This window comes from Micromonospora sp. SL1-18 (assembly GCF_047921505.1).
In the GTDB taxonomy this organism is placed as follows: domain Bacteria; phylum Actinomycetota; class Actinomycetes; order Mycobacteriales; family Micromonosporaceae; genus Micromonospora.
The window spans coordinates 144,598-156,394 of the sequence record NZ_JBLROA010000006.1 but is presented as its reverse complement, the minus strand read 5'-3'; the positions used below and the strand labels follow the sequence as shown (position 1 = coordinate 156,394).

Sequence of the window (11,797 nt, the reverse complement as noted above, 5' to 3'; positions counted from 1 at the left end):
ACCGACGCCTATCTGGGGCCCCAGCGGTCATACATGACCATTCTCGGCCTGGTTGGTGTACGAGACGTGTCCCAGCCCCTTCTCCCCCAACGCAACTAATCCTTAGAAAACCGCCCTCCACGTGTATCAACGGGAAGGACGGTTTTCTAACGACCTCGGGGCGGACTACATCGCCGACGCCTTCCGCTGGGCCCGCGCCGCCGACTCGAAAGCCCTGCTGTTCTACAACGACTACAACATCGAGGCCTTCGGCTCCGGCAACCCGGCCAACGACAAGACCCAGTTCGTGTACGAGATAGCCCGCGACCTGCTGGCCAAGCGCGTGCCGATCGACGGCGTCGGCAGCCAAAGCCACCCGGGCACCCAGTACGGCAACTAACGACACCTTCCAGGTCGCCGAGACACTGAAGAGGTTCGCGGGGGTGGGTCTGGCGACCGCGTTCACCGAGGTCGACGTGCGCAGCCAGCTCACCGAGGGCGTCCGGGCGGGCGACCCCGCCGAGATCAACCCACGCCTGCAGGCGTCCGCGGCGACCTTCAGCGTGCTGCTGCGGGCCTGCCTGGCCGAGCCGCACTGCCTGTCGTTCACGCTCCGGGGCTTCACCGACAAGCACTCCTGGGTCCCCGGATGGTTCAAGAATCCACCAGACGGGATGGCCACCGTGTACGACGAGAACTACCAGCCCAAGCGGGCATACCAGGAGATCAACGCCGACCGGGCCGCCCTATGTGCTGCCCCCGGTGGTGCAGAGGCCCACCCGACGAAGGCGGGGTCGGACCACGGACCGATCCCGCCGTTGAGAATTCGGAAGACTCCCGGTACTTTTTCGAGAGACAGCCTTCGATCAGCTCACGGTGGATGGGACACGATCCCGACCCGCGCGGCCTCCGGGCAGCCGCGCAGCGAGCCGACCACCGTGGCGGGCAGCGGTCGAAGCTCCTTGCTCACTCCCCCGAGTATGAAAGGCTTCCTGATGGACAAGGTGCTTGCCCGCGGCAGCGGGAACCCGGCCGCCCGGCCACGCGCGCGTACCGCCCTGACGTTGGCGGTGGCCGGTGTCGCCGTGGTCGCCGCGACGGTGACGGTGGCCTCCAGCGCCAGCGCCGGCACGACCCTGGGATCCGCGGCGGCGGAATCGGGCCGCTACTTCGGCACGGCAGTGGCAGCGTACAAGCTGTCGGACAGCACGTACGTCGGCATCCTGAACCGCGAGTTCAACATGGTCACCCCCGAGAACGAGATGAAGTGGGACGCGACCGAGCCGTCGCAGAACCAGTTCAACTACACGAACGCGGACCGGATCGTCAGCCACGCGCAGGCCAACGGGATGCGGGTGCGCGGGCACGCCCTGGCGTGGCACTCGCAGCAGCCCGGCTGGGCGCAGAGCCTCAGCGGCGCCGCGCTGCGCTCGGCGATGACCAACCACGTCACCCAGGTCGCCACCCACTACAAGGGGAAAATCTACGCCTGGGACGTGGTGAACGAGGCGTTCGCCGACGGCGGCACCGGGGCGCGCCGGGACTCGAACCTGCAGCGGACCGGCGACGACTGGATCGAGGTTGCCTTCCGCGCCGCCCGTACGGCCGACCCCGGCGCGAAGCTCTGCTACAACGACTACAACACGGACGGGCAGAACGCGAAGTCCAACGCCGTGTACGCGATGGTGCAGGACTTCAAGGCCCGAGGCGTGCCGATCGACTGCGTCGGCTTCCAGTCCCACTTCAACAGCGCCTCGCCCGTGCCCAGCGATTACCAGGCCAACCTGCAGCGCTTCGCCAACCTCGGCGTCGACGTGCAGATCACCGAGCTGGACATCGAGGGCTCCGGCACCACCCAGGCCGACAACTACGGCCGGGTCGTCCGGGCCTGCCTGGCCGTGTCCCGCTGCACCGGCATCACCGTCTGGGGTATCCGCGACTCCGACTCGTGGCGGGCCAGCGGCACCCCGCTGCTCTTCGACGGCAGCGGCAACAAGAAGCCGGCGTACACCTCGGTCCTCAACGCCTTGAACGGCGGCGGCACCCCGCCGCCGACCACCGCTCCCCCGACCACCACACCGGCCACGACCGCGCCGCCGACCACCCCGCCGCCGTCCGGCAATGGCTGCACCGGGTCGCTGACCCTCAACCAGTGGCAGGGCGGCTTCGTCACCTACGTCCGCGTCACCGCCGGCGCGAACCCGATCAACGGGTGGAACGTTGTGCTCACCCTGCCGGGCGGGGCGACCATCACCAACACCTGGAGCGCCCAGCCCAGCGGCACCACCGGCACGGTCAACTTCCGGAACCTCGACTACAACGGCTCCATCGCGCCTGGCCAGTCGACCGAGTTCGGCTTCCAGGGCACCGGCGTCGGCCCGTCCGGCACTGCCACCTGCAGCGTGCGCTGATCGACCGTGGCCCGGCGCGGGACCTCCCGCGCCGGGCCACCCGCGGCCTGTGCCCGGGTGACCGGACGCAGGCCGCGGCGCGTCAGGCGCGCAGGGCGGTCTCGACGACGTTCGCGTACCCGGCGTGTCCGCTCCGGTTCGGGTGGTACGACTCACTGAGCGGGTTGGACGCACCGTTGATCCACTCGACGGCGTCGCAGACGGCGTGCCCGGTGAACGGGCCGCGGGCATCTACGAAACCGAATCCGCGCGCGTCGGCCCTGGCCTTGATGGTGGTGGCCAGGAGGTCGGCGGTCGCGTTCAGCTCGGCCTGCTCGCCCGGCGAGATGCGGGCGATGGCGTTGCATTCCTGGCCGTTGAACAGCCGCGGGTAGCCGACCACGACCACCCGTGCGTTCGGGGCGAGCGTTCGGATCTTGGTGTAGAGCTGGTCGAGCTGGCCGGGCAGGGTGTTGCGGGTGTACGCCTTGGCCTTGTCGATGTCACCCCAGCAGGTGTACGGCCAGGGCTTGGCGCACTGCACGATCACCGACGAAAAGCCGATGTCGTTGCCGCCCACGCTGACCGTGACGTAGCGGGTGCTGGCGTTGAGACTGCCCAGCTGTCCGTTGAGGACGTCTGGCACCTTCGCCCCGGAGCAGGCTGCGAAGGTGAGCGTGGCGGCGAGCCGGGCCGCGTCGAGTACGGGGTAGGCGTGTGGCGAACGCTGGCAACCGCTGGTGTCGTAGTACTCGCGGGTGCCGGTGCCGGAGGAGTACGAGTCGCCGAGTGCGGTGTAGGCGGGTGCTGCGGCGTGCGCGGGCGGCGCGACCAGCACGAACGAGAGCACCGCCAGCAGGGGTACGGCGACACGGAGCGAGAGACGCATGTGGGCTCCATCCCGTGGGGGGTGAATGGTGTGCCCATCGTGGCAGAAACATCGAAGAACATAAAGGTCTGCCGGTCGCACTCCGCGCAACGCGACCGCGTCCGGAGAGGAGGAGCTCGGTGCGGAGGCCGTCGCCTCCACACCGGACCCTGGAGAACGCGCCGAGGCCCGGGACTACCCGGCAGCGCAGGTCGGGGCCATTCCCGTGCCGGTGCCGGTGGCCTGGAAGCCACCTATCCATTGGTTGATCGAGACCGATGCCGAGCAGCCGCCACCGGTCGGCGGGGTGTTCGGGGGCGTGGTGGGCGGAATCGTCGGGCCATCGGCGAGGAACTTCCCTGGAAGTGCGCCCTCGGTGAGGGAAGCACTTTCAGGGAAGGGTGCCCGCCTGTTGGCGGCGCTAGCGCGGGGCCATCCGCAGGGCGCCGTCCATCCGGATCGTCTCGCCGTTGAGGTAGTCGTGCTCGATGATCGTCAGGGCGAGTTGGGCGTATTCGTCGGGGCGGGCCAGTCGCTTGGGGAACGGCACGCCGGCGGCGAGGCCCGCGCGGAACTCCTCGGAGACGGTGGCGAGCATCGGGGTGTCGACGATGCCGGGGGCGATGGCGCACACCCGGATGCCGTACTGCGCCAGGTCCCGGGCCGCGGGCAGAGTCAGGCCGATGATCCCGCCCTTGGACGAGGAGTAGGCGGCCTGTCCGACCTGGCCTTCGTAGCCGGCCACGGAGGCGGTGTTGATGATGACGCCGCGCTGTCCGTGTTCGTCGGCTTCGGTCTCGGCGATGTGCTCGCTGGCCAGGGCGAGGACGTTGAAGGACCCGACGAGGTTGACCTGGACGACCTTGGCGTACACGGCCAGGTCGTGGACGCCCTTCTTGCCGAGGATCCGCATCGACGGGCCGATGCCGGCGCAGTTGACGACGGTACGCAGCGGCAGGCCCGAGCCGGCCGCCTGGCTCACGGCGGACCTGACCTGTGCCGGGTCGGTGACGTCGACGGCGACGTACTCGATGCCGTCGCCGCCCTGGGCCCCCTCGATGCTCGCGGGCAGGTCGAAGGCGAAGACCTTCGCGCCGCGCTTGGCGAGCGCCTGGGTGGTGGCCGCGCCCAGCCCGGAGGCACCTCCGGTCACGATGGCCGCGGTGTTCTCGATGCGCATGCTTCTGCTCCCTACTTGCTGTCGGTGTTCCTGGTCCAGCCCGTCGCCTCGCCCGCCCGCGTCGGTCGTCCGATCGTCGCACCCGCCCGGCCGTCCCTGTCGCCGGGCGGGTGCGGCTGCTGGAGCCGGGTCACATGTTGCGCCGGTACTGGCCGCCGACCTCGAAGAACGCCTCGCTGATCTGTCCGAGTGAGCAGAAACGGACCGCGTCCATCAGTGCCTCGAAGATGTTGCCGCCGCTGGTTGCGGCGCTCTTGAGCCGCTCCAGGGCGGCGGGGGCCTCCGCCGTGTGCCGGGCGTGGAAGTCCGCGAGCCGCTCGAGTTGCGACCGCTTCTCCTCGTCCGTGCCGCGCGCGAGTTCGATCGCCTGAACGGGTGCGGCGGAGTCCTCGGCGAGGAAGGTGTTGACGCCGATGATGGGCAGCGAGCCGTCATGCTTCTTGTGCTCGTAGAGCATCGACTCGTCCTGGATCCGGCCGCGCTGGTAGCCGGTCTCCATGGCACCGAGCACTCCGCCGCGGTCGGCGAGCCGGTCGAACTCGGCGAGTACCGCCTCCTCGACCAGGTCGGTGAGCTGCTCGACGATGTACGAGCCCTGCAGCGCGTTCTCGTTGTCCGCCAGCCCCCACTCGGCGTCGATGATCATCTGGATGGCCAGGGCCCGACGCACCGACTGCGCGGTGGGCGTGGTCACCGCCTCGTCGTAGGCGTTGGTGTGCAGGCTGTTGGCGTTGTCGTAGATGGCACACAGCGCCTGCAGCGTCGTACGGATGTCGTTGAAGTCCATCTCCTGTGCGTGCAGCGACCGGCCCGAGGTCTGCACGTGGTACTTGAGCTTCTGGGCCCGTTCCCCGGCGCCGTACCGCTCGCGCATGGCGACGGCCCAGATCCGCCGGGCCACCCGGCCGATGACCGTGTACTCGGCGTCCATGCCGTTGGAGAAGAAGAACGACAGGTTGGGGGCGAAGTCGTCGATCGCCATCCCCCGAGCCAGGTACGCCTCGACGTAGGTGAACCCGTTCGCGAGGGTGAACGCCAACTGGCTGATCGGGTTCGCGCCGGCCTCGGCGATGTGGTAGCCGCTGATGCTGACCGAGTAGAAGTTCCGCACCTGGTTGGTGATGAACCATTCCTGGATGTCCGCCATGCAGCGCAGCGCGAACTCGGTGGAGAAGATGCAGGTGTTCTGCCCCTGGTCCTCCTTCAGGATGTCGGCCTGCACCGTGCCGCGTACCGTGGACAGCGCCCGGGCCCGGATCTCGGCGGCCTCGGCGGGGCTCGGCTCGCGGCCCTCGGCCGCACGGAACCGGTCCGTCTGCTGCTCGATCACCGCGTTGAAGAACATCGCCAGGATCGCCGGTGCCGGGCCGTTGATGGTCATCGACACCGACGTGTTCGGCGCGCACAGGTCGAACCCGGCGTACAGCTCGCGCATGTCATCGGTGGTGGCGATGGACACGCCGGAGGTGCCGATCTTGCCGTAGACGTCGGGACGCCGGTCGGGGTTGCGGCCGTACAGGGTGACCGAGTCGAACGCCGTGGACAGGCGGGTCGCCGGCTGGCCGGCGCTGAGCAGGTGGAAGCGCCGGTTGGTGCGGAAGGCATCGCCCTCGCCGGCGAACATCCGGGCCGGCGCCTCCTCGGTCCGCTTGAACGGGAACACCCCGGCCGTGAACGGGAAGTATCCGGGGAGATTCTCGTTACGCAGGAACCGCAGCAGCTGCCCGTCGTCACCCTCGGGGGGCAGGGCCACCCGCGGGAGCTTCGTACCGGAAAGGGTGGTGCGGGTCAGCGGGGTGCGGATCTCCTTGCCGCGAATGGTGTAGACGTATTCGTCACCGCTGTAGCGGGCGCGGACGTCCTTCCACTGCGCCAGTAGCTCGCGCACATCACCGCGCAGGCCCTGCTCGGTCCGCTCCAGCAGTGCCGCGACCGAGGCCTCAGCCGGGTCGCCGGCGGCCGCGAGCAGGTCCCGGGTGGTCCGCAGATGCTGACGGCGGCGTACGAGTTCCACCTGCTCCGCGGTGGTGCCGTGGTAGCCGCGTACGGTCTGCGTGATGTCGGCCAGGTAGCGCTCCCGCCCCTTGGGCAACACGGAGCGCAAGCTGGTGGAGGTACGGCCCGGCACACCCGGCAGCACGCCGGGGAAGGTCGACAGGCCGTGCTCGCGAAGCAGCTGCTTGAGGTGGTGGTACAGGGCGGTCACGCCATCGTCGTCGAAGCGGGCCGCGCTGGTGCCGAAGACCGGCATGTCCTGCCACGGGGTGCCGAACTGCTCGCGGTTGCGCACCATCTGCCGCGCCACGTCACGCAACGCGTCTTCCGCGCCGCGGCGCTCGAACTTGTTGATGGCCACCACGTCGGCCAGGTCCAGCATGTCGATCTTCTCGAGCTGGCTGGGCGCGCCGTACTCCGGCGTCATCACGTACAGCGACACATCCACGTACGGCACGATCGCCGCGTCCCCCTGGCCGATGCCCGGCGTCTCGATGACGACCAGGTCGTAGCCGGCGGCCTTGCACGCTGCCACCATGTCGTCGAGGTGGTCGGGCACCTGCGCCCCGGGGGTACGGGTCGCCAGGGACCGGAAGAACACCACGCCGGGGGCGATGCTGTTCATCCGGATCCGGTCGCCCAGCAGCGCACCACCGCGCCGGCGGGTCGGGTCCACGGCCAGCACCGCGACCCGGACCTTGTCCTCGCTGTCCCGGCGCACCCGGCGCACCAGTTCGTCGGTCAGCGACGACTTCCCCGAACCGCCCGTACCGGTGATGCCGAGCACCGGCACGCTACGCGACGCCGCGGCCGCCCGGACCGCGTCGGCCAGTACGGTGTCGGCGCCCGCTTCCAACACGGTGATCGCCCGTGCCAGCGCTGACTCGTCCCCCGCCAGCAGCGCCTGAAGGTCGGGCCCCTGCGCCGACAGGTCGACGTCACAGTCTCGGATCAGCTCGTTGATCATGCCGGGCAACCCCAGGCGCTGTCCGTCCTGGGGGCTGAAGATGCGCACCCCCCGCTCGGCCAGGCCCGTGATCTCCTCCGGCACGATCGTCCCGCCGCCTCCGCCGAACACCCGCACGTGTCCCGCGCCGCGCTCGGCGAGGCGCTCGGCCAGGTAGCTGAAGTATTCGACGTGCCCGCCCTGGTAGGAGGAGACCGCCACGCCCTGCACGTCCTCATGGACGGCCGCGGTCACCACCTCCTCGACGCTGCGGTCGTGGCCGAGGTGTACGACCTCGGCGCCCTGGCTCTGCAACAACCGTCGCATGATCGTGATGGCGGCGTCGTGCCCGTCGAAGAGGCTGGCCGCGGTCACGAAACGCACTGGCTGCACGGGGACGTGCAGCGGTGGCCGAGAGGAGGAATTCGGCTGGCTCATGTCACAAACAGTAGGACATCCAACTATCCAACGTCCATGTATCCTGCGCCACCCTCTAAGATCTTCATGTGCCGACTCCCGACCACCTCCCCATGGACCCCATTGCCGAAGCGCGACGCCAGTGGGCCGCCCACGGCTGGGAGGACGCCGCGGACGGAATGGCAGCGTTGACCTCGCTCATGCGCGCGCAGCAGATCGTCCTCGCGCGGGTGGAGGCCGTCCTCCGGCCGTACGGCGTGACCTTCGCCCGCTACGAGGTGCTCATGCTCCTCTACTTCAGCCGCGCCGGCTCGCTGCCCATGACGAAGATCGGAAACCGGCTACAGGTGCACCCCACCAGCGTCACCAACGCCGTCGACCGCCTCGAATCAGCCGGCCTGGTCAGGCGTACGCCCCACCCGACCGACCGGCGCACCACGCTCGTCCAACTCCTCCCGAAGGGACGAGAACTGGCGGCCGGGGCGACCAAGGAGCTGAACACCCAGGTCTTCACCAAACCCGACCTGTCGTCGGGCCGGGTCACCGCCCTGGTCGAGATCCTCGCCGAGATGCGCCACGAGGCCGGCGACTTCTGACCCACCCAACCGCGTCGCGCCTCCTACCTCGGGAGGAGGGAGCGCTCCGACCGCTGGCCGCAACCGGGGCTCCAGGTCGGGCGCGCTCCCGGACCGGGCTCAGCAGCATCTACAGGCATGACAACCACACTGCGCCGGGCGGCACACTGGCACCGCCCCATGATGCTCTTCGTCTCCGCGATCGCAGTGCTCGCGATCGTCTGCGCGGTCGGCATCTTCGCCGATCCACGCGTCCTCACCGGCGCGCCGATCTGGCTCAAGCCGCTCAAGTTCTCCCTCTCCCTCGCGCTGTACGGCACCACCCTGGCCTGGATGCTCTCGCTGCTACCGCGACGCAGCCGGCTCGCCGAGTGGGCCGGCACCCTCATCGTCGCGGTGGGGGCGGTGGAAATGACGATCATCGTCGGGCAGGTGCTGCGCGGCACCACCAGCCACTTCAATGCGACCACCCCGCTGAACACCGCCCTGTACGGACTGATGGGTACGGCAATCACGGTGCTGTCCGCCGCGCACCTCGTCATCGGGATCGTGGTGCTGCGCCACCCGATCGCGGACCGGGTCGGCAAACACGCCGTCGGGCTGGGACTCGGCCTGACACTGCTCGGCATGGTGGCGGCGGTACCGATGGTGCTGCCCAGTCAGGAGTCGGCCGTCGAGGGGATCGTCGGGGCGCACAGTGTAGGCGTCCCCGACGGCGGACCCGGGCTGCCACTGGTCGGTTGGAGCACCACCGGCGGAGACCTGCGAATCGGGCACTTCGTGGGCCTGCACGCGCTGCAAGCGCTGCCCCTCCTGGCGATCCTGCTGAACCGGTACCTCGGGACACGGCTGGACGAACGGACCCGGGTACGGTTGGTGGTCGTCGCGGGCGGCGCCTACGGCGTACTCACGATGCTGTTGACCTGGCAGGCACTGCGCGGGCAGCCGCTGCTGCGCCCGGACGCGCTCACGCTGGGCGCGGTGGGCACCCTCGCGGTCGCGACCGCGACCGCCGCCGGCGTGGTCCTGACCCGACCGCAGCGACCGGAAATGGCCCTGGTCGCATGACCGGGACGCTGTTCAGCTTGACGTTCGCGGTGGCCGCGCCGTTCTGGGCGCTGATGATCCTGCTGCCGAGATGGTCCGGCACCGTCCGCGTCATCAGGTCCCCGCTGATCGTGCTACTGGTCCTGGTGATCTACGCGATGCTGGTGATCCCGGCGTACGGCGAAGTACTACCAGCCGTGCTGTCGCCGACCCTGGACGGCGTGCGCGATCTGCTCGCCACCGTGGACGGCGCGGCGGCGGCCTGGGCGCACATGATCGCGTTCGATCTGTTCGTCGGCAGGTGGGCGTGGCTCGACAGCCGGGAACGGGGGGTGCCGGCGCTGGTCATGGCGCCGGTGCTGGTGCTGATGATCCTGCTCGGGCCGCTCGGCCTGGCCGCCTACCTCACCGTCCGGACCAGGTGGGTGCGGCCGGCTGCGGCTCGTACCGCCGAGCCGCAGCGCCTAGGCTGAGGCCGTGGGATGGGTGGGACGACTGTTCGACGTGCGGGACACCCTCGTGCGGATGGTGCTGCTCGAACTCAGCGGTATCGGATATCTGATCTTCGGCATCCAGGGCACGCCGACGGCCACCCAGTGGATCCTCGCAGTGGTCGCGTTTGCCGTCGCGCTGGTGTTGCACCGCCGGCCACTGGTCAACCTGGTGGCGCAGGCCGCGCTGCTGGCGGTCGCGATCCCCGTGCTCGACGACGCCACGATCAATCAGGTGGGCGCCAGCTGGGCGTTGCTCGAGCTGACCATGCGGGCGCGCCGACCACGGGCGATCTGGCTGGCCGCCGGGCTGCTGGCCGTGGTCGAGCTGACCGGTTCGATCGGCGACCCGTTCCGACAGTTCCTCTCCGGCGTGTTCGGGCTGCTGGTGGAGGTCGGCGTGCCGCTGCTGCTCGGCCTGGTCATCCGGGCCCAACGGGAACTGGCCCGGGAGGCGGAGAGACGGGCGGAGGAGGAGCAGCGCCGGCGCGACTCGGAGGGCCGCGCCGCGCGCGCCGACGAACGCAGCGCCATCGCGCGGGAGTTGCACGACGTGGTCGCGCACCACGTGGCGTCGATGGTGCTGCGGGTCGGCGTGGCCCGACACGTGTTGGCGGATCTGGACCCGCAGGTGGGTGAGGTGTTCGACGACGTGCACGGCACGGGGAGCGCGGCACTGGCCGAGCTGCGCCGGCTGGTCGCGGTCCTGCGTGACCCCGACGGGGTACGCGGTGACGCGGCGCTGACCGCGATCGAGCCGTCGGCGCTTCCGGCGGCCCTCGGCGCGGCAGTCGACCGGGCCCGCCAAGCCGGTGTCACCGTGGAGGCCGACATCGACCCGGCGATCGGTTCGCTCGATGCGGTTCGGGGCATGGCGGTGTTGCGGCTCACCCAGGAAGCGCTGACCAACGTGGCCCGGCACGCCGGCACGTCCGCGCTGGCCCGCCTGTCGGTCACAATGGTCGACGGGGCCGTCCACTGGGAGGTGTCGGACGACGGGGGCGGATGGGTGCCGGCGGTACCGCCCGGTGGCGGCCACGGCATCACCGGAATGCACGAGCGCGTCGAGGTCCTCGGAGGTCAGCTGGAGGCCGGCCCGACGGGTGGGGGTTGGCGGGTGCGTACCGTCCTCCCGGCTGCGGCCACCGCGCCGGTGCCTACGCCCCCATCCCCCGTCAACATGCCGGCCTCGACGGCGGCGCGGGAGCCCGAGGCTCCGGTGGGGCCACGCACGGCGGAGCCGGCATGATCCGCGTGCTGCTGGTGGACGACCAGCACCTCATCCGCGCGGGGCTACGCATGCTCTGCGACGCCCAGCCCGACATCGAAGTCGTCGGCGAGGCCGACAACGGCCGTGACGCGGTCGCTCTCGCCGCGCGACTCATCCCCGACGTCGTCGTGATGGACCTGCGTATGCCCGGCGTCGACGGGATCACCGCGACCAGCCGCATCCTCGCTGGGCGCCCCGCCACGCGCGTCCTGGTGTTGACCACGTTCGGCGACGACGACCATCTCTATCCGGCGCTGACCGCGGGGGCGTGCGGTTTCCTGCTCAAGGACGCACCACCCGGCGACCTGCTGGACGGTGTGCGCCGGGCCGCCGGAGGCGACAGCCCGTTCAGTCAGGAGGTGCTGCAGCGCCTGGTCCAACGCGCCGTCCACGCCCCAGCCGGGGCGCCCCGACCCACGGAGGGACTGACCGCACGCGAGCAGGACGTGCTGAACCTGGTCGCGGAGGGCCTGTCCAACACCGAGATCGCCGACCGGCTCCATATCGGCGTCACCACGGTCAAGACCCACATCACCAGCCTGATGACCAAGACCGACAGCCCCAACCGGGTACGCCTCGCCCTGTTCGCCCACGGCGTCTGAGCAACGCCCGCGCTCGACGGCTGGTGAGACCGCCTCG

At 70.1% G+C, this 11,797-nt stretch carries 10 protein-coding genes and 1 pseudogene; 8 read left to right on the top strand and 3 right to left on the bottom strand.

Annotation, left to right across the window (positions count from 1 at the left end; genetic code table 11):
• Nucleotides 1-121 precede the first annotated feature (121 nt).
• The 3 genes and pseudogenes from ACNAW0_RS04625 (at nucleotide 122) to ACNAW0_RS04615 (ending at nucleotide 2,390) form a co-directional block, all read left to right on the top strand.
• On the top strand, nucleotides 122-379 hold the full coding sequence (locus tag ACNAW0_RS04625; RefSeq protein ID WP_416286448.1) for an endo-1,4-beta-xylanase: 258 nt from the start codon (nucleotides 122-124) through the stop codon (nucleotides 377-379).
• Nucleotides 380-422: 43 nt separating this feature from the next.
• A pseudogene (locus ACNAW0_RS04620) lies at nucleotides 423-650 on the top strand (endo-1,4-beta-xylanase); the annotation flags it as partial.
• 324 nt (nucleotides 651-974) lie between these two features.
• Nucleotides 975-2,390 (top strand): endo-1,4-beta-xylanase, encoded by a 1,416-nt coding sequence (locus tag ACNAW0_RS04615; RefSeq protein WP_416286453.1) that lies wholly within the window; start codon nucleotides 975-977, stop codon nucleotides 2,388-2,390.
• 82 nt (nucleotides 2,391-2,472) lie between these two features.
• Here ACNAW0_RS04615 and ACNAW0_RS04610 read toward each other — a convergent pair whose 3' ends face one another.
• The 3 genes from ACNAW0_RS04610 to icmF all read right to left on the bottom strand — a co-directional run bounded on the left by ACNAW0_RS04610 (nucleotide 2,473) and on the right by icmF (nucleotide 7,796).
• Nucleotides 2,473-3,258, bottom strand: a complete 786-nt coding sequence (locus ACNAW0_RS04610; RefSeq protein ID WP_416286447.1) for an SGNH/GDSL hydrolase family protein — start codon at nucleotides 3,256-3,258, stop codon at nucleotides 2,473-2,475.
• A gap of 400 nt (nucleotides 3,259-3,658) precedes the next feature.
• The gene (locus ACNAW0_RS04605) at nucleotides 3,659-4,417 is read right to left on the bottom strand and encodes an SDR family NAD(P)-dependent oxidoreductase (RefSeq protein ID WP_416286446.1); all 759 of its coding nucleotides are present in this window, start codon (nucleotides 4,415-4,417) and stop codon (nucleotides 3,659-3,661) included.
• A gap of 130 nt (nucleotides 4,418-4,547) precedes the next feature.
• Entirely contained in the window at nucleotides 4,548-7,796 is a 3,249-nt protein-coding gene (gene icmF, locus ACNAW0_RS04600) for a fused isobutyryl-CoA mutase/GTPase IcmF (RefSeq protein WP_416286445.1), read from the bottom strand.
• Between the two features lie 92 nt (nucleotides 7,797-7,888).
• Here icmF and ACNAW0_RS04595 point away from each other — a divergent pair, with 92 nt between their 5' ends.
• From ACNAW0_RS04595 to ACNAW0_RS04575, 5 genes are all read left to right on the top strand, one after another.
• Entirely contained in the window at nucleotides 7,889-8,371 is a 483-nt protein-coding gene (locus tag ACNAW0_RS04595; protein ID WP_416286444.1) for a MarR family transcriptional regulator, read from the top strand.
• A 117-nt stretch (nucleotides 8,372-8,488) separates the two neighbouring features.
• Complete coding sequence (locus tag ACNAW0_RS04590) at nucleotides 8,489-9,418, top strand: hypothetical protein (protein WP_416286443.1); 930 nt, start codon at nucleotides 8,489-8,491, stop codon at nucleotides 9,416-9,418.
• A complete protein-coding gene (locus tag ACNAW0_RS04585; RefSeq protein ID WP_416286442.1) occupies nucleotides 9,415-9,870 on the top strand; it encodes an ABA4-like family protein in 456 nt (151 codons plus the stop codon). Before ACNAW0_RS04590 ends, ACNAW0_RS04585 begins: the two co-directional genes overlap by 4 nt.
• A 4-nt stretch (nucleotides 9,871-9,874) precedes the next feature.
• The gene (locus ACNAW0_RS04580; protein WP_416286441.1) at nucleotides 9,875-11,137 is read left to right on the top strand and encodes a sensor histidine kinase; all 1,263 of its coding nucleotides are present in this window, start codon (nucleotides 9,875-9,877) and stop codon (nucleotides 11,135-11,137) included.
• Nucleotides 11,134-11,760, top strand: a complete 627-nt coding sequence (locus ACNAW0_RS04575) for a response regulator transcription factor (RefSeq protein WP_416286440.1) — start codon at nucleotides 11,134-11,136, stop codon at nucleotides 11,758-11,760. The genes ACNAW0_RS04580 and ACNAW0_RS04575 overlap by 4 nt, the downstream gene beginning before the upstream one ends.
• Nucleotides 11,761-11,797 lie beyond the last annotated feature (37 nt).